This is a genomic window from Pontixanthobacter sp. CEM42 (genome assembly GCF_017812015.1).
Taxonomy (GTDB): Bacteria; Pseudomonadota; Alphaproteobacteria; order Sphingomonadales; family Sphingomonadaceae; genus Pontixanthobacter.
On record NZ_JADQTN010000001.1, the window covers coordinates 1,569,150 to 1,586,992 of the forward strand.

The following is a 17,843-nucleotide window of genomic DNA, read 5'->3' on the forward strand; positions in this document are numbered from 1 at the left end:
TCGGCAAATACTGGCGAATACTTGAATTACTGGTGACTCCTTCCCCGACTTGGCGCTAGTCTCGCACCGATCCACAGGACCATGGGGGCAACATGACCAGATTACTCGCTTGCTTGGCGCTGCTTATTGCAACTCTGCTGCCAGCCGCTGCCACTGCCGATCAGCGGGATATCGATTCTGCATCGCGCAGCGTTGTCCGGGTCGTTCTGCTCGGCGTATCGGGTGACAATATCCGGTTGCTTGGTCACGGCAGCGGTTTTGCGGTGGAAGGCGACAAGATTGTCACCAACCACCATGTTATCCGCTATGCGGTCCGCTACAATGATGTCGTTGCGGCGGTAATTCCGTCGGAAGGCGATGATCCTTCAGTGGTGTCCGTCATTGATTATGACAGTCGCCGCGATCTGGCTCTGCTTGAGATTAAAGGCGAATTGCGTTTGCCGCCGCTGGTTTTGGTGAGCAACTTTACGTCCGAAGAGGCGGAGGTGACCGCAGTCGGCTATCCTGGTGTGGTTGATCGCGCGCTTGGCAATCGCTCGTCCGACAAAATCCGTGCCCAGATTCCGATCAAAGGGCGTGGATTCGTATCGCAACAGCGCGATGTTCGCGATGTCTATTCGATCATGCATTCCGCAACCATTGCAGGCGGCAATTCGGGCGGTCCGCTGCTGGATAATTGCGGACGTGTGCTGGGGGTCAATTCTTCGAGCACGCTCTCGGGCACCGGCGAAGGCGAGTTCTTCTTCGCAGTCGCCAATCGCGAAGTGCTGTCATTCCTGCGCAAGAACGACGTGTCTGCCAGTGTTAGCGATCTACCCTGCCGCAGTCTGGCCGAAATAGAAGCCGAAGAGGCAGAGCGCGAAGCACAGGCCAAGAAACTTGCCGAGGAAGAGCAAGCTGAACGTGAAGAGAAAGCTGAGCAGGAACGCGAACAGATCGAAGCCCAAATTCAAAGCGACCGCGAGGATGCAATGGCGCTTGCTGCCGTTCTGCTGCTCGTCGCAGCAGGCGGTGGCGCGCTGGCTTGGCAGACCTCCCAGAAAGAGGGCGGCAAGAAACACGCCTACATCTTCGGAGGAATCGCAGCGGTTGCCGCTATTGGCGCCGCAACTGTCTGGCTGCAAAGACCGGGTCCTGAGGATGTAGACGCCATGCTCTTGGAACGGCGCGCCGGCGACGATGATGCCGCGGTCGCAAACTTGATCGACAAATCCGGTCCGATTGCCGGATCGCTAACCTGTGTACTCGATCTTGAGCGCAGCCGGATCACCGGGTCGCCCGACCGCGACATCGAATTCGACTGGACCGAGCAAGGTTGCGTCAACGGGCGCACGCAATATGGCCGCGACGGTGCCGAATGGTCGCGGGTCTTTGTACCGAACAGTGACGATGTCGTGTCAGTCAATCGCTTCGATCCTGACACGGGAGAGTATCTGGTCGAACGCTATCTGATTGGCCTTGATGCGATGGATGATGCCCGCGCCAAACGCCAAGCATACAAACCGCCGAGCTGCGGTGCGGTCGATGCCGCCACCCGCCTAGGAGACATGCAAAGCGGCGTGCTTGCGAGCCTGCCGGACAGTCCGAATGACCGACTGTTCTATCAGTGTGAAGTGAAACGCTAAGACCGGAGAATTGGCATGCAGCGCATTGGAAACATACTCATCGGGCTGATTGCCGCGCTGCATCTCTACATAGCATGGTTTGAAATGTTCGCATGGACCACACGCGGACCGAAGGTCTTCACGAGCTTTCCGCCTGAGTTGTTTGAGCCGACCGTAGTCTTGGCCGCGAACCAAGGGCTCTATAATAGCTTCCTCGCAGCAGGTCTGATCTGGTCACTGCTGATCAAAGACAAAAAATGGCGTTTCAATGTCGCGCTGTGCTTTCTCAGCTTTGTGGCTGTCGCAGGAATATTTGGCGCAGCGACAGCATCGCCGCGCATCCTGATAGTTCAAACAGTTCCGGCTGTGATCGCGATGGCCTTCGCGTATTTGGGCTATCGCAAAACGTCTAGCTAGGCCGCCAACGCTTCTCCGCTCAAGGTAATGCGGTGCATTTCACGGCGGTGGCCGGCATAGTCGTTGATCGCATTGTGCCAACTGGTCCGGTTGTCCCAGATCGCCACGGTACCCGGCTTCCATTCAAGCCGGCAGCGATTGTCATCCATCACCGCCGCATCAAGCAGTTTTTGCAGCAGCGGCAGACTTTCTTCACGGGTCTGGCCCACGAAATGAATGGTGAAACCGCCATTGACATACAGCAGCTTGCGGCCCGTTTGCGGATGGCGGATCACAACCGGGTGAATTGCGCCGGTCTTCAAATCCTGACCGCGCAAATTCTTGCCCATATCGGTTTGCGCATACAGACCATCGGCTTTGTAGACATGGTCAGCAGTATGAAACGCTTCCAACCCCTCAATCTCGGCCTTGATATCATCCGGCAGAGAATCATAGGCAGCGCCCATGTGCGCCCATTCGGTGTCACCGCCGCTGGGCGGTAAATCGCGGGCGACTAGAACTGACCCCATCGCCGGGATCTGATCGTAGGAATGGTCCGTGTGCCACGCGCCGCCAATATTAGTGGATTCGTGAGCTTCCTTTTTGACCAGAGCAATTTCTGGAAAGTCTTCGTTGAGCGGGAAATAATTGTTTACATCGATCCCGCCCCAGCGGCGTCCGAACTTAATGTGATCTTCGGGAGAGAATTCCTGATCGCGGAACACCGCAACTCCGTGCTCGTAAATGGTGGTCTTGATCGCTTCCATTGTCGCGTCATCAGCCTCAGCCAGTTGCACGCCGGAAACTTCTACGCCGCATTTCGGGGCCATCGGTGTCGTCTGCATTGTTCTCTCCTCACGCGGATCGTTAGGTGTCCGCTTGAAACCTATTATGCAGAACTCTGCGATTCGCGACAAGTCACCGCGGATCGCGCCACATCGGTTCGAGCGGCGGACCACCCTCACCGCAAGCAAAAGCCCCGCGCGTTTCAAAGCCGTGCATCGCGTAATAGCTGTGATTGTCGGGGTTGGAGTTCTCTAGGTAGCAGGCAATCCCCTGTCTATCGCAGGCCTCCAACACCGGAGCGAGCAACTGTTTGCCAAGCCCAGTCCCGCGTGCCGAGGGCAGCGTGCCTATAGTGAATAGATAGAGATGTGGTTCCTTCGGGTGATGCTGCGCCATCAATTGGCCAGCAGTTATTGCACGCTTCATTGAGCCCTTACTGCCATGGATGAACTGACCGATGGTGAAATGAAGCTGCGCCAGAAAACCCATATCGCCGCCGGGATCGCCCGATGTGTAATCCATCCACATTGTCGCGCCGCCGGGCGCACCGGCATCTCCCGCGAGATGGCAGATGCCGCGTTTACTGTAGATATCGCGGGCAAGCACGCGGAACGCCGATTGGATCGAGCGCGGATTGCCAAACAGGAAGCAGTTCACAGGATCATCGCGGAATGCTTCGGCAGTGATGTCGGCGAGAAGGCGCCAGTCAGCGGAGCGTGCACGGCGGATGTTGTTGGGTAGTACGATGTCTAGCTTCATGGTGCTTCTCTACACCGTGGCTTCGTGATCGAGCAACGATCCATGGATTCCCGGGTGCCCTCTGGGCCGTCTTCGACTCCGTTTCGCTCCTCTCAATGACGAATAAGGAAACCTAGTCGCGGCAGCCAAAGGGTCGACCGGCCCGCCCGAGCGTTAGCGAGGACAGCCAAGGGATGCGGATGCATCCCGCCCGGCGACTGAGGGCCTCAACAAAAAGAGTCTTCCTCATCTTGCAATGCAGCATACCCGATGATAGGGGCGCGCCAGCTTCGCAGAGGCCGTGTTTTTCACGCCTGTATAAGACGCAGCTGACACAGATTTTTCTTCGGACCCAAGAGGACCAAAACGCGTGGATATTTCCGGCGGTATCAAGGCTAGCCTAGCAGGGCGTTATGCGTCTGCTTTGTTCGACCTCGCTTCAGAGGCCGGGTCGGTTAGCGCAGTCGAGTCTGATCTTGAGAACCTGCACAAGGCGCTCAGCGAATCGGATGAATTGACGAACCTCATCACCAACCCGCAAGTCAGCCGCGATCAAGCTGCTGGCGCAATTGCATCGGTTGGCAAGAAGCTCAAAACTTCAGAGCTTACGCAAAACTTCCTCGGCGTACTTGCCGGCAATCGCCGCCTTGGCGATCTGCCCGGCATGATTCGCGCCTTTGGAACTATCGCAGCGGCACAGCGCGGCGAAGTGACAGCCAATGTCACCAGCGCGCACGAGCTGTCGAAGACACAGCTGTCCACTTTGAAGGATAAGCTGACAGCCCGCGAGGGCCGCACTGTTAAACTTTCAGCCGATGTCGATCCGGATCTTCTGGGCGGCCTCGTCGTTACAATAGGGTCGAAGCGCATTGATGGCTCGATCCGCACCCGTCTCAACTCACTTGCCCAGGCCATGAAAGGCTAATTTGATCATGGAAATCCGCGCAGCAGAAATTTCAAAGGTCATCAAAGACCAAATCGCCAATTTCGGCACCGAAGCTGAAGTCAGCGAAGTCGGTTCGGTTCTCTCCGTTGGTGACGGTATCGCCCGTATCCACGGCCTCGACAAAGTTCAGGCTGGTGAGATGGTCGAGTTCGCCAATGGCGTTCAAGGCATGGCTCTCAACCTCGAAGCCGACAATGTCGGTGTCGTGATCTTTGGCTCCGACGCCGAGATCAAAGAAGGCGACGTTGTTAAGCGGACCGGCACGATTGTTGACGTTCCGGTTGGCAAAGGCCTGCTGGGCCGCGTTGTTGACGCTCTGGGTAACCCGATTGACGGCAAAGGCCCGATCGAAAGCACCGAGCGTAGCCGTGTTGAAGTGAAAGCGCCTGGCATCATCCCGCGGAAATCGGTTGATGAGCCTGTCCAGTCGGGCCTCAAAGCGATTGACGCTCTCGTTCCTGTTGGCCGCGGCCAGCGCGAGCTGATCATTGGTGACCGTCAAACCGGTAAAACCGCCGTCGCAATCGATACCTTCATCAACCAGAAGGAAGCGCATTCGGGCGACGACGAGAAAAAGAAACTTTACTGCATCTATGTAGCCGTCGGCCAAAAGCGTTCGACCGTTGCTCAGATCGTGAAAAGCCTCGAAGAAAACGGCGCGATGGAATACTCCATCGTTGTGGCCGCGACAGCTTCGGAGCCTGCACCACTGCAGTTCCTCGCACCATATACTGGCTGCGCGATGGGTGAATTCTTCCGCGATAACGGCATGCACGCCGTGATCGTATATGATGACCTTTCCAAGCAAGCTGTTGCTTACCGTCAAATGTCACTGCTGCTTCGTCGTCCTCCGGGCCGTGAAGCCTATCCAGGTGATGTTTTCTATCTTCACAGCCGCCTTCTTGAGCGTGCCGCGAAAATGAATGACGACAATGGCGGCGGTTCACTAACCGCTCTGCCGATCATTGAAACGCAGGCCGGTGACGTGTCTGCTTATATTCCGACCAACGTGATTTCGATCACCGACGGTCAGATCTTCCTCGAAACCGACCTGTTCTATCAGGGTGTGCGCCCCGCGATTAACGTGGGTCTCTCGGTTAGCCGTGTTGGCGGCGCCGCTCAGACAAAGGCGATGAAGAAGGTTTCGGGCTCGATTAAGCTGGAGCTCGCTCAGTACCGTGAAATGGCTGCGTTTGCGCAGTTCGGTTCGGACCTCGATGCTTCGACGCAGAAACTGCTCAATCGCGGTGCGCGCCTGACAGAGCTGCTCAAGCAAGCTCAGTTCTCGCCCATGCCGTTTGAAGAGCAAACTGTTTCGATCTTCGCGGGCACCAATGGTTACCTCGATGATGTCGCTGTGAACCGCGTCAATGAATACGAAGCAGCAATGCTCGGCTTCATGCGCAGTGAGCACGCTGACATCCTCGCAACCATCCGTACCAGCGGTAAGTTCGACGATGTGAAAGACCAAACGGTCAAAGCACTCGACGCATTCGCCAAGCAATTCGCTTAAGCCTGAGAGAGAAATAGGGAGCCGACATGGCAAGCCTAAAAGAACTCAAGGATCGGATCGGGTCGGTTAAATCGACCCAGAAGATCACCAAGGCCAAGCAAATGGTCGCAGCTGCCAAGCTCCGCAAGGCGCAGGCAGCGGCTGAAGAAGCGCGCCCTTATGCGGAGCGTCTGGCTTCGGTTATGGCCGCCCTCGCCTCCAAGGTTTCGGGTGATGATGCGCCGAAATTGCTCGCCGGTACTGGATCGGACAAGCGTCACCTTCTGGTGGTTGTAAATACCGACAAAGGTCTGTGCGGCGGTCTCAACTCGAACCTCGTTCGGGCTGCAGCTGCCAAGGCTCAAGAGCTTCAGGCTGCTGGTAAAGATGTCGAGTTCTATCTCGTCGGCAAAAAAGGTCGTGCGCCGCTGAAGCGTAACTTCCCCAGCCAGATTGGTACACATTTCGACACCAGCACCGTCCGCTATCCCGGTTTTGAAGAAGCTGCGAAGATCGCTGATGAGCTGGTTGAAATGTACGAATCAGGCAAATTTGATATTGCCCACCTCGTCTATCCGACTTTCCAATCCGCGCTCGTGCAGAACCCGACTATCGACCAGATTGTCCCCGTTCCTGCTCCTGAAACTGCAGAAGAATCTGACGCAGTTGTGGAATATGAGCCGGGCGAAGAAGAAATCCTCGAAGAGCTGTTGCCACGCTACGTGAAGACTCAGCTGTTCGGTGCATTGCTTGAAATCGCTGCTTCCGAACAGGGCGCATCGATGACCGCAATGGACAACGCCACGCGCAACGCTGGCGATCTGATCAACAAGCTTACCATCCAGTATAACCGCAGCCGTCAGGCCGCGATTACCACTGAATTGATTGAAATTATTGCAGGCGCGGAAGCGCTGTAAGAATCGAAGGCTAAGGAAACGAAAATGGCTACCGCCCCAGTCCTAAACCAATCCACCAACGGCACTATCGCCCAAATCATCGGCGCTGTTGTCGACGTGGCGTTCCCCGGTGAACTGCCCGCAATTCTCTCTGCTTTGGAGACCAAGAACGGCGATCAAACGCTGGTTCTGGAAGTTGCGCAGCACCTTGGTGAAAACACCGTTCGTACCATCGCGATGGACGCTACCGAGGGTCTGACCCGCGGTCAGGAAGTGATCAGCACCGGCGCACAGATTTCTGTGCCAGTTGGCCCGAAAACACTCGGCCGGATCATGAACGTGGTTGGTGAGCCAATCGATATGCTTGGCCCCATCGGCGCCGATCAAACTTCGCCAATTCACGCAGAAGCGCCTCCGTTCGTGGACCAGTCCACTGACTCGGCCATTCTGGTGACGGGTATTAAAGTCATCGACCTTCTCGCACCCTACGCAAAGGGCGGTAAGATCGGCCTGTTCGGCGGTGCCGGTGTGGGTAAGACAGTTCTTATTCAGGAACTGATCAACAACATCGCAAAGGGTCACGGCGGCGTGTCCGTGTTCGCCGGTGTGGGTGAGCGTACCCGCGAAGGTAACGACCTTTATCACGAATTCCTCGACGCAGGCGTTATCGCCAAGGATGCAGATGGCGTTGCGACGTCGGAAGGCTCCAAGGTTGCGCTCGTCTTCGGTCAGATGAACGAGCCTCCTGGTGCGCGTGCCCGTGTTGCTCTGTCGGGTCTGACCATGGCTGAGTACTTCCGCGACCAAGAAGGTCAGGACGTTCTGTTCTTCGTCGACAACATTTTCCGCTTCACGCAAGCCGGTTCGGAAGTGTCCGCACTTCTCGGCCGTATTCCATCGGCGGTAGGCTATCAGCCAACTTTGTCGACTGACATGGGTAACTTGCAAGAGCGTATTACTTCGACAACCAAGGGTTCGATTACCTCGGTTCAGGCCATCTACGTTCCTGCCGATGACCTTACCGACCCTGCGCCAGCTACATCGTTCGCCCACTTGGACGCGACGACCACACTGAACCGCGCGATTTCGGAGCTGGGCATTTACCCGGCGGTTGACCCGCTCGATTCCACATCACGCGTCCTTGAGCCGCGCGTTGTTGGTAACGAGCACTATGAAACTGCCCGTAAGGTTCAAGAAACTCTGCAGAAGTACAAATCGCTGCAGGATATCATCGCAATTCTCGGCATGGACGAGCTGTCTGAAGAAGATAAGCTGACCGTTGCCCGTGCGCGTAAGATCCAGAAGTTCCTTTCGCAGCCATTCCACGTTGCGGAAGTCTTCACCGGCATCAGCGGTATCTTCGTCCAACTCGAAGACACTGTCGCATCGTTCAAGGCGGTTGTGGACGGCGAATATGATCACCTGCCAGAGCAAGCCTTCTACATGGTTGGCGGCATCGAAGACGTGATCGCAAAAGCCAAGAAAATGGCTGAGGACGCCTAAACAACATGGCACTACACTTTGAACTCGTAACACCGGCCAAGCTGGTCCGCTCGGAAGACGTCCATATGGTCGTCGTCCCCGGCGCGGAAGGCGAGTTCGGCGTGCTGGAGGGCCATGCGCCCTTCATGTCCACCATCCGCGACGGTGTTGTCCAAGTCTTTAAGACTGAAGGCGGCGCGGCAGAAGAAATCGCCATCGAAGGCGGCTTTGCCGAAGTCGGCGACAATGGATTGACCGTATTGGCAGAGCGCGTTGACGGCTAAGGCTTCCTGACCTCGATGAGCGTCAAGCTATTCTTTGCGCCGCTGCTTCTGGCTATCACAGCCAGCTCTGCAGCGGCGCAATACATTCCGGGGTTGGAAACCCCAACAGATACCGCCGACGGTTTCGAGCAAATGATCGCTGCGGCCTGCCCTCTCGCGGTGATGGGCGAAAAGCTGACTGGCTTTACCGAGGACCATCCCGAGGAAACCGCGATCAAAGTGCTTAAAGCACTGCCTGAAGCGCTGGCTCCCTATGTCGCGACCAGCCACAAAATGCGGATCATGCATATCCCGACACCCAGCGATGATCTTTATGTCGTACTCGACAAAGATACGAAGCTTTGCACGGTGATTGCGCAGACCGATCCAGCGCCCATCAAAAGTGGCCTGATCGATCCCATCGCAAACTCCGGTGCTTGGCCCACAATCGATGAGCCGGGCGCAGGTTTCACTCACGGTTTCATCTATAATTTAGCCAATGTCGCCAAACTGGAAGTGCGCTTTGCACTGCCCGAGACCGACAAAACGCCAGTCATCGCCACGGTCACTCCCGTCCCATCGGTCGAATAAGCGGGTAGCCGCGACAATCGCGCTTTTCACTTCACTTCTGCCTCTCCTTCGCGCATTCTCCGGTTAGCATATCCCCAGAGGAGAGGATTTTTGAAACTTGTTTCTACACTCGCAATCGCTGCGACAATCGCAATGACCGCTACGTCCGCATCGGCTGACCATCACGCCTCAGGCGAAATGGCTGAGACAGCCGTCGATGACGGTATTCCCGGACCTGATGAAGACCCCTACATCTGGCTCGAAGAAGCGCGCAGCGATGAAGCGCTTGCCTGGGTTCGCGCCGAGAATGAGCGTACCAATTCGATGCTCGCGACCGATCCACGCTTTGAAAAGCTGAAAGGCGACGCGCTCGCAATCCTCGATAGCGAAGACCGCGTGCCCTATGTCGGCTTTTCGAAATTCGGGCTCGTCAATTTCTGGCAAGACAAGGAAAACCCCAAAGGTATCCTGCGCCGAACGACGCGCGAAAGCTACAAAACCGACAACCCTGAATGGGAAACCATTCTTGATGTCGACGCTCTCGCCGCAGCCGAGGGCAAGGAGTGGGTCTACAAGGGGTCATCATGCCTCCCGCCTGACGGCCGCATGTGCATGATCTCGCTATCCGATGGGGGCAAAGACGCCACCATTATGCGCGAGTTCAATATGGAAACCGGCGAGTTTGTCGAAGGCGGTTTTGAATTGCCCGAAAGCCAAGGTGGCGTCAGTTGGATCGACGAAGATACGCTGCTGGTTGGCCGCGACTTTGGCGATAATACAATCACGGAAAGTGAGTATCCCTATACCGCTCGTATCTGGAAGCGCGGAACCGATATCGCCGATGCCAAGGAAATTTTCCGCGGCGATGCGAAGGACGTATCTGCCGGTGCGTATCTGCTGCGTGATGCGGCAAGCACTGTCCATGCCCGGATGGCCTATCGCGGTTTAAGCTTCCACGAACGTGCCTACTACGTCTGGCACAATGATGATTGGCTGAAGCTGGATATGCCCGCCAAGGCCAATCCGTACGGTATCATTGACGGTCAGATGCTGTTCAGCACCGATGTCGATTGGACCGTTGGCGGCCAAACCTTCCCCGCTGACTCGCTGATTGCGATGAAGCTGGACGAATGGAAAGCCGATCCGAATGGCGCAGCCAAAACACTGGTTTGGGCTCCCGAGGAGCGTCAGACCAAACGCGGCGGCGCGATCACTGCGAACAGCCTCTATGTCGGCTTGCTCGACAATGTGCGCGGGCAAGTTTTGAAGTTCGATTACGAAGATGGCGCATGGCAATCGTCTAAAGTCGATTTGCCGGACAATGCCACGGTAAGCATCGGGGCCTCGTCCAACGAGACCGACGAGATCATGTTCACGGTCACCGACTTCCTGACACCGACCACGTTGTATTATTCGGAAGGCGACAAACCTGAGGTACTCAAGACCAGCCCGTCGCGCTTCGACGCCGACGGTATGGACGTTGAACAGCACGAAGCCGTGTCGGCTGACGGAACCAAAATCCCGTACTTCATCGTGAAGCCGAAAGGCATGCAGCTTGGCGCGAATACGCCAACCCTGCTTACCGGTTACGGCGGCTTCCAGGTCTCCCGCTTGCCCGGCTATCTGGGTTCAGCGGGCAAGCTGTGGGTCGAAAATGGCGGCGCCTATGTACTCGCCAATTTGCGCGGCGGAGGCGAGTTTGGTCCCGAATGGCACCAAACCGCAATCCGCGAGAATAAACAGCGCACTTGGGATGACTTTATTGCCGTGGCCGATGATTTGGTGAAGCGCGATTACACGGAGCCGGAAAACCTCGGCATTCAGGGCGGATCGCAAGGTGGCCTGCTGGTTGGCACCGCCTTCACGCAGCGGCCTGATCTGTACGGCGCGGCGATCGTCGCGATCCCGCTATTCGATATGCTGCGCTATCACGAAATTGGTCGCGGCGCGTCATGGATCGGCGAATATGGCGATCCGCGCATTCCCGAACAACGCGCATGGATCGAAGGATACTCGCCCTATCAGAAGATCGTCGAAGGAGTGGATTACCCCGCCCCATTCTTCTGGGCCTCTACTGCCGATGATCGCACGCACCCTGCCCATGCCCGCAAAGGTGCGGCAAAGATGAAAGCGCTCGGCCAGCCTTATTACTATTATGAGGACATGACCGGCGGTCACTCGGGCGGCGTGGATAATGAGCAGCGCGCCCGGCTATCTGCGCTGCAATATGTCTATTTGATGCAGCGCCTGAAGGATGATCGTTCGGGCGAGTAAACGATCCTATATTAGTGAGAGGCGGTCTCCGGCATTGGCGCCAGAGGCCGCCTTTTTCTTTTGTGCACAAGCATTTGCCGATCAGCGACGAATTGCACCGGGCACGCGATGTTCACCATGTTTACAAAGATGAATTTAACGAACGGAGCCAATTATCAGTGATGACGGGGGTCAAGTTGGAGACAAGACATGGCGTATCCCCGAGACGAATCCATAGCCTCCCGCATCAAGCGTGCCGGACTGCCCGAAACCTATGATGTGCACTGGTCAGAGAACCGCAAAGCCGAAGTTGTTCGTGCGGTCCGCAGCGATGTGATCAGTCTGGAAGAGGCTAGAGGCAAATACCTACTGAGCCGGCGCGAATTTGAAACATGGCAAGATCAATTTGCCGATAAGGTCGCCGAGAAAAAGACACTCGAACTGCACTAAGCGTCGTCCCTGGTTCTAGACGCGAGTGCCCAAATGGCCGCCCGACTCAATCGCGATGCCCCAATAATTCGCGAAAGACGTCGGGCGGCTTCTTTCTGCACCAGAGCCTAGTCCGCTTTCTGCATTTCCCAAGCGATTGCATTGCTGCCGTCAATGGCAGAAATCTCAACGAACAGCGTATCACCCTCACGGCGATACGATATCCGCTGCGGGAAATCATGCTCGGCATTTTCGAATATCGCAGAATTGGCTGCCGCCTCTGCCAAAGCAAACTCTGTTGCGTCACCGCCGCCAGGTGCGGCCACATATGTCAGTGAGCCATCATCCTCGGTCACGATCCGCAGATATTCGAAACTTTGTAGCTCATCGCCCGAGCCGCTGCGACCCGTGCCAATCATCATCTTGCCTTTGGCGTTGCTCCAGCGCTCTTCCGACCATTGGCCATCATGGTCGTTGATCCATGTGGCACTTAGCCACTCTAGCCCTTTCGCACCTTCCGATGCCGTGTCATTCGCCACGCCTGCGCATCCCAGCAACAATGCCAATCCGCCAATCACAAAACTATTCTTCATCATCTTCTCCTCAATCGTTCCACATGCGTTAGCGAGCCATTTTGTCGCTGGATTGAACCGACACGACATGTAAATGTCAGGTCATGGAGTATCGGGAGATTGACCTACCGGCACAGCTACGCCCCTTTGTTAGGGCGGTTTGGCACTTGTGCGGAATGGACGGTCCACATGCGATATTGACTAACAATGCCATGCCCGATGGATGCGTGGAGTTGATCCACCGTATGTCGGGAACCTCACAATGGGACGGCGAGCAACCAACCACGTTCGTTGCCGGACTGTGCAGCAAGCCAGCACATCTCACGATGAGCGGCGATGCCTCATTTTTGGGCGTGCGTTTGTGGCCATGGGCCTGGAATCTGCTGGACGGGGCAAAGTGTCCAGAATTCCACGATCGCTGGCTATCACTCGATCAATCCTTGGTTGCGAGTGCGATATTGGCAGGAGAAGATAAGGTTGTAGAACGGCTGCTTGAGGCATTTTCGAGCCACACCCCCGACCCCATCGGCGCGTCAGTTCCGAATGCAAAATCGAGCGGGGATCTAACCCATCTTAGCGGGCGCAATCACCGGGCTATCCAGCGCTGGTTCGCCCGCGAGGTCGGAATGCCTCCGCGTCGATATTTCAAGCTCCTTCGTTTTCAGAAAGCTATCGAGGCCACCGATGCGGTCGACCAACCTCTCGCCGATCAAGCCGCATCGTTGGGCTACGCTGATCAATCGCATATGGCGCGCGACTTCCGCAGCTTCGCGCAGGGATCAACGTCCAAAGTGAGAGCAGGCGCGGTCGGTCCGTTCATCGATAGATAGCGGACGGATACCATCTGTCGCTCGGCGCGGATTCCGCAAACAGCGCACGACCCGAGGCATGGCCTGCAGTCGGATGGAGTTTATGATCAAAGCGTATCCCGGGCTGGTGGCTCAATTGGACCTCGTCTTGCGCTTGGCAGACGGACCTAACTCTTCTTTTTGCCAGCTTTCTGCGCCGCTTTCTTCTTTTTCATCGTGTCGTGGAAGCGGTCGGCCCAGCCGGGTTTGACCATCTGCTCCGCGCGGACCATGCGGAGCTCGCCATCCGCAACATCGCGGCTCACTGCACTGCCTGCAGCAACAATGGCGTCTGCACCGATATTCACCGGAGCGATCAATGCGCTGTTACTGCCGATGAAGGCGCGCTCGCCAATAGTCGTCTGGTGCTTGAAATAGCCGTCATAATTACAGGTGATCGTGCCCGCGCCGATATTAGCACCTGCGCCGACAGTAGCATCGCCGAGATAGGTCAGATGGCTGGCCTTCGCCCCCTTACCCAGCGTAGCCTTTTTCATTTCGACAAAATTGCCGATAAAGGCGCCCTCTTCCAGCACAGCACCCGGCCGCAAGCGGGCATAGGGACCAACGCTGGTACGCTCGCCCAAAGTCGCGCCCTCAAGGTGACTGAATGACCGGATCAACGCGTGATCGGCGACCTTGACACCAGGGCCAAACACCACATGCGGTTCAATCGTAACATCGCGGCCTAGCTCGGTATCCCAGCTGAAGAACACCGTTTCAGGCGCTTTCATTGACACGCCAGCGGCCATCGCTTCTTCACGCTTGAACTGCTGCCATTGCGCTTCTGCCGCCGCCAATTCTGCGCGTGAGTTAATCCCGGCCACTTCGTCAGGGCTGGTTTCTACCGCAACCACACGGCTGCCCTCGGCAATCGCGTTGGTTGCAACGTCGGGCAGATAATACTCGCCCTGCGCGTTGTCGTTGCCGACACCGTCGAGCAACCGCCAAATATCCTTGCTGTGCGCGATAATGACGCCCGAGTTGCACAAGTCACACGCGCGCTCCGCCTCATCCGCGTCCTTGTGTTCAACCATTTTGGAAACGGTGCCGTCTTCCGATGAGATGATCCGGCCATAGGCAAGCGTGTCATCAGGCCTAAAGCCCAGCACCGCCACTTTGGTCGCTTCATCCACCGCCTCGCACAATTTGCGAACGGTTGCGGCTTTGACCATCGGACAATCGCCGAAGCAAACCATCACCAGGCCATCAAAGCCGGACAATGCGTCTTTTGCCATCAGCGCCGCATGGGCCGTACCCAACTGCGGTTCCTGCAAAGCCACGGTCACGTTCCGGTCGGTAACCGCATCGCGCAGCTGCTCGTGCCGGTCACCGGCAACAACAACCGTATGTTCCGGCGACAGCTCTTCAAAGCTATCGAGCAAATGGAACAGCATCGGCTTTCCACCAATCGGGTGGAGTACCTTATGCAGGTCGGACTTCATGCGGGTGCCCTTGCCCGCGGCGAGAATAACGGCTGCGAATTTCGTCATGCGGGCTGCATAGGAGCAATTGCTTGCAGATTGAAGAACGTTCCGCCACCGAGCCCGACTATGAGCGATTTTCCTTTCAGTGCCGTGGGTTTCGACCTCGACGGTACGCTTCTCGACACACATCAGGATCTCGGCGCGGCGGTAAACCATGCGCTGGAGGCTGGAGGGTTCAAACCCGTGCCAGTCGATAGCTCCAAAGATCTGATCGGCGGCGGCGCAAAGATGATGCTGTCGAAAGCCGTGGATGAGCAAGGCGGGTTGGATCGTGACGCGTTCCACGCGCTCTACAAAACAATGCTCAAATATTACTCAGAGCACAACGCCGTGCACTCGCACCCCTACCCCGGCATGATCGAAACACTCGACGAACTTGCCGCGCGCGATGTCAAAATCGCTGTCGTAACCAACAAGTTCGAGAGTTTTGCGAAAAGCATCTTAGAGCAGCTCGGCCTGTCCGACCGCTTCGTGACCATCATCGGCGGCGACACGATGGGCAAGGATGCCAATGGCAAGCAACGGGCCAAGCCCGCCCCCGATCCTATCTTCGAGGCACAAAAACGCTGCGGCGGAGGTTCATTCGCCTTCGTGGGCGACAGTTCCTACGACGTTAACGCCGCCAAAGCAGCGGCCGTGCCGGTCATCGCCTGCGCCTACGGATATTGCGACAAGCCACCGCAGGAGTTGGGCGCGGATGCGGTGGTTGAGACGGCGGGTGAGTTGATTGGTGCATTTGAAGGCCTTCTCGCCACCGATTCGCCGTAATACCCCCGCATAACGCTACGGCATAGCGGCTCGGCTTGTTCGCAGTTGCAACATGCTGCGGAAAGTGCCAATCCCTGCTCACGTTTACGGCAACGTAAAGCCACAGAATTCAAATTGGAGAGAATTTCATGACCATTTCATTCAAGGATCGCGTCGCAATCGTAACGGGCGCTGGCGGCGGTTTGGGCCGCGAATATGCGTTGGAACTGGCGCGCCGCGGCGCAAAAGTCGTGGTCAATGACCTCGGCGGCGCGCGCGACGGCACCGGTACTTCCGATGCCGCTGCTGAGGTCGTTGAAGAAATCGAAAAAGCCGGCGGCGAAGCCATGGCCAATGGCTGTTCGGTCACTGAATATGACCAGATGGAAAAGATGGTCGCTGACGCCAAGCAGAAATGGGGCGGCGTCCATGTCCTGATCAACAATGCAGGTATTTTGCGCGACAAAAGCTTCGCAAAAATGACTCCGGACGATTTCGAGCTAGTCGTGAAAGTCCACCTGCTGGGTTCGGCCTATGCCACCAAAGCATGCTGGGAAACCTTCCGCGAGCAAGCCTATGGCCGCATCCTGATGACCACCAGCTCTACCGGCCTGTTCGGTAACTTTGGCCAAGCGAACTACGGCGCAGCCAAGCTGGGCCTTGCCGGCCTGACCAAGACGCTCAACCTCGAAGGCGCGAAATACAACATCCGTTGTAACTCGCTGTCACCGGTTGCTGGCACCCGCATGACCGAAGATCTCTTCCCTGAAGAAGCTTTCAAGCTGTTTTCGCCCGAGAATGTTGCTCCGGCAGCTCTGTATCTCGTTAGCGAAGATTCGCCGACAAACCAGATCGTTGGCGCGGGCGCTGGCGGCTTCCACAGCGCATGGGTGACCATGAACGACGCGGTTTGGCTGAAAGACGGTGAGCGCACTGTCGAAGGCTTCGCGGCACGCTGGGAAGACATTAACAGCATGACCAATCTGCAAGCCCCACAATCGGGCAGCGAGCAGAGCGGCGCGATCCTGAAAGCGATGCAAGAGGTACTCGGCGCGGACGCAGCGCCTTCCAGCGCACGCGGCTAAGCAGGGGGACAAACCCCTCACTGTGTTGACACACTAATACACTCGGCGTATTCCTGCCCCATCAGGGAGGAATACGCCGATGTATAGCCAAGAAGAAATCAACTCAGCGGTCGACGCTGGCGTGTTGAGCGAGGATGCGGCCAAAGGGCTGCGCGCGCACGTCGTCAGCCTTCGCGAACGCCCCGTAACCGACGAAGAGCATTTCCGCCTCGTCAGCAGTTTCAACGACATATTCGTAGCGATTGGCGTGGTCATCATGCTGTTCGCGGTGGGTGCGATCGGACAAGCTATCGGTAATGCGATGTTCCCGGTTAATTTTGAGGAATACGCAACCCGCTGGCGGAATGATTTCGCACAGGTCATGTTTGGCGGCGCTCTAATCGCTGGCACAGCGTGGTTCTTGGCCGAAATGTTCACGCGCAAACGGCGTATGGCCCTGCCGAGCATAATTTTGTTGCTTGCTTTTGTTGGAGCCACGCTAGCTACTATATTTGGCCTAGGCGGCACTATCGTCGGTGATGCGGTGCGCAACAACCAATCGGATGCAGTCGTGCCGATGATCGCTGCCCTATCCGCGCTGGTCGCAGCAGGCGGTGCATGGCTTCATTGGAAACGGTTTGCCGTTCCGATCACAATCGCAGCCGGAGCAGGCACTATTGCCATTGCTCTGATAGCCAGCGCGATTGCCATTATTGTAAGCATGATGGAGATTGAAAACGACGATCAGGTATTCCCGATCCTGTTTTCGCTGATGTTCATCGCTGGCTTGGCGATTTTCGCTTGGGCGATGCGCTGGGATATCAGCGACCGGACGCGCGAGACGCGCCGTGCCGATGTTGCTTTCTGGCTGCATTTGCTCGCTGCGCCGATGATAGCGCATCCAGTGTTTTATGCTCTGGGCGTTACCGAAGGCAATATGGTCGGCATCGCTGGAGCCATCGGCGTGATTGCGGTCTACTTCGCATTCGGCATCGTTGCCTTGGCGATCGACAGACGAGCGCTGCTCGTGTCGGCGCTGGTTTACGTACTGATCGCGCTGACATGGTTGTTCGACCGCTTCGGTGCGGTGGAGCTTAACTTTGCGCTTACGGCACTGATCATCGGTTCGGCTCTGCTGACACTGTCGGCATTTTGGACTCCGATCCGCCAGATCATCGTTGGCGGACTACCGGAAAATCTACAGGAGAAGCTGCCGGTTTCGGCAATTGCTGCTCCCGCCTGATTTTACCGTTGATCTAACCGGAGACCC

18 protein-coding genes are annotated in these 17,843 nt (G+C 56.7%); 14 read left to right on the forward strand and 4 right to left on the reverse strand.

Features of this window, described 5'->3' with window-relative positions; all coding sequences use genetic code 11:
- Positions 1-92 precede the first annotated feature (92 nt).
- Both J9777_RS07505 and J9777_RS07510 read left to right on the forward strand, forming a co-directional pair.
- The gene (locus tag J9777_RS07505) at positions 93-1,625 is read left to right on the forward strand and encodes a trypsin-like peptidase domain-containing protein (protein ID WP_209348100.1); all 1,533 of its coding nucleotides are present in this window, start codon (positions 93-95) and stop codon (positions 1,623-1,625) included.
- A 15-nt stretch (positions 1,626-1,640) separates the two neighbouring features.
- Positions 1,641-2,021 (forward strand): DUF1304 domain-containing protein, encoded by a 381-nt coding sequence (locus J9777_RS07510; RefSeq protein WP_209348101.1) that lies wholly within the window; start codon positions 1,641-1,643, stop codon positions 2,019-2,021.
- Here the strand turns inward: J9777_RS07510 and J9777_RS07515 are convergent.
- Together J9777_RS07515 and J9777_RS07520 are read right to left on the reverse strand one after the other, a co-directional pair.
- Positions 2,018-2,845: a TauD/TfdA family dioxygenase gene (locus J9777_RS07515; RefSeq protein WP_245228538.1), complete on the reverse strand. Its 828-nt coding sequence runs from the start codon at positions 2,843-2,845 to the stop codon at positions 2,018-2,020. The two genes, J9777_RS07510 and J9777_RS07515, sit on opposite strands and share 4 nt — an antisense overlap.
- Positions 2,846-2,918: 73 nt before the next feature.
- On the reverse strand, positions 2,919-3,545 hold the full coding sequence (locus J9777_RS07520; RefSeq protein ID WP_209348102.1) for a GNAT family N-acetyltransferase: 627 nt from the start codon (positions 3,543-3,545) through the stop codon (positions 2,919-2,921).
- Between the two features lie 349 nt (positions 3,546-3,894).
- On the opposite strand from J9777_RS07520, the gene J9777_RS07525 reads away from it, so the two are divergent.
- The 8 genes from J9777_RS07525 (at position 3,895) to J9777_RS07560 (ending at position 11,876) form a co-directional block, all read left to right on the forward strand.
- The gene (locus J9777_RS07525; protein ID WP_209348103.1) at positions 3,895-4,449 is read left to right on the forward strand and encodes a F0F1 ATP synthase subunit delta; all 555 of its coding nucleotides are present in this window, start codon (positions 3,895-3,897) and stop codon (positions 4,447-4,449) included.
- A gap of 7 nt (positions 4,450-4,456) precedes the next feature.
- Complete coding sequence (atpA, locus tag J9777_RS07530) at positions 4,457-5,983, forward strand: F0F1 ATP synthase subunit alpha (protein ID WP_209348104.1); 1,527 nt, start codon at positions 4,457-4,459, stop codon at positions 5,981-5,983.
- A gap of 26 nt (positions 5,984-6,009) precedes the next feature.
- Positions 6,010-6,879, forward strand: a complete 870-nt coding sequence (locus J9777_RS07535) for a F0F1 ATP synthase subunit gamma (protein WP_209348105.1) — start codon at positions 6,010-6,012, stop codon at positions 6,877-6,879.
- A gap of 24 nt (positions 6,880-6,903) precedes the next feature.
- On the forward strand, positions 6,904-8,361 hold the full coding sequence (atpD, locus tag J9777_RS07540) for a F0F1 ATP synthase subunit beta (protein WP_209348106.1): 1,458 nt from the start codon (positions 6,904-6,906) through the stop codon (positions 8,359-8,361).
- A gap of 5 nt (positions 8,362-8,366) precedes the next feature.
- Positions 8,367-8,624, forward strand: a complete 258-nt coding sequence (locus J9777_RS07545) for an ATP synthase F1 subunit epsilon (protein WP_209348107.1) — start codon at positions 8,367-8,369, stop codon at positions 8,622-8,624.
- 15 nt (positions 8,625-8,639) lie between these two features.
- Positions 8,640-9,194 (forward strand): hypothetical protein, encoded by a 555-nt coding sequence (locus J9777_RS07550; RefSeq protein WP_209348108.1) that lies wholly within the window; start codon positions 8,640-8,642, stop codon positions 9,192-9,194.
- 90 nt (positions 9,195-9,284) lie between these two features.
- The gene (locus J9777_RS07555; protein ID WP_348631952.1) at positions 9,285-11,447 is read left to right on the forward strand and encodes a prolyl oligopeptidase family serine peptidase; all 2,163 of its coding nucleotides are present in this window, start codon (positions 9,285-9,287) and stop codon (positions 11,445-11,447) included.
- Positions 11,448-11,636: 189 nt separating this feature from the next.
- Positions 11,637-11,876: a DUF1153 domain-containing protein gene (locus J9777_RS07560; protein WP_209348109.1), complete on the forward strand. Its 240-nt coding sequence runs from the start codon at positions 11,637-11,639 to the stop codon at positions 11,874-11,876.
- 107 nt (positions 11,877-11,983) lie between these two features.
- Here J9777_RS07560 and J9777_RS07565 read toward each other — a convergent pair whose 3' ends face one another.
- Positions 11,984-12,451, reverse strand: a complete 468-nt coding sequence (locus tag J9777_RS07565) for a DUF6265 family protein (RefSeq protein ID WP_209348110.1) — start codon at positions 12,449-12,451, stop codon at positions 11,984-11,986.
- Between the two features lie 80 nt (positions 12,452-12,531).
- On the opposite strand from J9777_RS07565, the gene J9777_RS07570 reads away from it, so the two are divergent.
- On the forward strand, positions 12,532-13,257 hold the full coding sequence (locus J9777_RS07570; RefSeq protein ID WP_348631953.1) for a helix-turn-helix domain-containing protein: 726 nt from the start codon (positions 12,532-12,534) through the stop codon (positions 13,255-13,257).
- 146 nt (positions 13,258-13,403) lie between these two features.
- Here J9777_RS07570 and glmU read toward each other — a convergent pair whose 3' ends face one another.
- On the reverse strand, positions 13,404-14,768 hold the full coding sequence (gene glmU / locus J9777_RS07575; RefSeq protein ID WP_209348112.1) for a bifunctional UDP-N-acetylglucosamine diphosphorylase/glucosamine-1-phosphate N-acetyltransferase GlmU: 1,365 nt from the start codon (positions 14,766-14,768) through the stop codon (positions 13,404-13,406).
- A 60-nt stretch (positions 14,769-14,828) separates the two neighbouring features.
- Here glmU and J9777_RS07580 point away from each other — a divergent pair, with 60 nt between their 5' ends.
- The 3 genes from J9777_RS07580 to J9777_RS07590 all read left to right on the forward strand — a co-directional run bounded on the left by J9777_RS07580 (position 14,829) and on the right by J9777_RS07590 (position 17,816).
- Positions 14,829-15,530: an HAD hydrolase-like protein gene (locus tag J9777_RS07580; protein WP_209348113.1), complete on the forward strand. Its 702-nt coding sequence runs from the start codon at positions 14,829-14,831 to the stop codon at positions 15,528-15,530.
- A 128-nt stretch (positions 15,531-15,658) separates the two neighbouring features.
- The gene (locus J9777_RS07585; RefSeq protein ID WP_209348114.1) at positions 15,659-16,594 is read left to right on the forward strand and encodes an SDR family NAD(P)-dependent oxidoreductase; all 936 of its coding nucleotides are present in this window, start codon (positions 15,659-15,661) and stop codon (positions 16,592-16,594) included.
- Between the two features lie 79 nt (positions 16,595-16,673).
- On the forward strand, positions 16,674-17,816 hold the full coding sequence (locus J9777_RS07590; protein WP_209348115.1) for a hypothetical protein: 1,143 nt from the start codon (positions 16,674-16,676) through the stop codon (positions 17,814-17,816).
- Positions 17,817-17,843 lie beyond the last annotated feature (27 nt).

Bases quoted from the DNA above. Each gene is read 5' to 3' on its own strand.
- J9777_RS07505 (WP_209348100.1), top strand. From the start codon at position 93: ATGACCAGATTACTCGCTTGCTTGGCGCTGCTTATTGCAACTCTGCTG.
- J9777_RS07510 (WP_209348101.1), top strand. From the start codon at position 1,641: ATGCAGCGCATTGGAAACATACTCATCGGGCTGATTGCCGCGCTGCAT.
- J9777_RS07515 (WP_245228538.1), bottom strand. From the start codon at position 2,845: ATGCAGACGACACCGATGGCCCCGAAATGCGGCGTAGAAGTTTCCGGC.
- J9777_RS07520 (WP_209348102.1), bottom strand. From the start codon at position 3,545: ATGAAGCTAGACATCGTACTACCCAACAACATCCGCCGTGCACGCTCC.
- atpA (WP_209348104.1), top strand. From the start codon at position 4,457: ATGGAAATCCGCGCAGCAGAAATTTCAAAGGTCATCAAAGACCAAATC.
- J9777_RS07535 (WP_209348105.1), top strand. From the start codon at position 6,010: ATGGCAAGCCTAAAAGAACTCAAGGATCGGATCGGGTCGGTTAAATCG.
- atpD (WP_209348106.1), top strand. From the start codon at position 6,904: ATGGCTACCGCCCCAGTCCTAAACCAATCCACCAACGGCACTATCGCC.
- J9777_RS07545 (WP_209348107.1), top strand. From the start codon at position 8,367: ATGGCACTACACTTTGAACTCGTAACACCGGCCAAGCTGGTCCGCTCG.
- J9777_RS07550 (WP_209348108.1), top strand. From the start codon at position 8,640: ATGAGCGTCAAGCTATTCTTTGCGCCGCTGCTTCTGGCTATCACAGCC.
- J9777_RS07560 (WP_209348109.1), top strand. From the start codon at position 11,637: ATGGCGTATCCCCGAGACGAATCCATAGCCTCCCGCATCAAGCGTGCC.
- J9777_RS07565 (WP_209348110.1), bottom strand. From the start codon at position 12,451: ATGATGAAGAATAGTTTTGTGATTGGCGGATTGGCATTGTTGCTGGGA.
- J9777_RS07570 (WP_348631953.1), top strand. From the start codon at position 12,532: ATGGAGTATCGGGAGATTGACCTACCGGCACAGCTACGCCCCTTTGTT.
- glmU (WP_209348112.1), bottom strand. From the start codon at position 14,768: ATGACGAAATTCGCAGCCGTTATTCTCGCCGCGGGCAAGGGCACCCGC.
- J9777_RS07580 (WP_209348113.1), top strand. From the start codon at position 14,829: ATGAGCGATTTTCCTTTCAGTGCCGTGGGTTTCGACCTCGACGGTACG.
- J9777_RS07585 (WP_209348114.1), top strand. From the start codon at position 15,659: ATGACCATTTCATTCAAGGATCGCGTCGCAATCGTAACGGGCGCTGGC.
- J9777_RS07590 (WP_209348115.1), top strand. From the start codon at position 16,674: ATGTATAGCCAAGAAGAAATCAACTCAGCGGTCGACGCTGGCGTGTTG.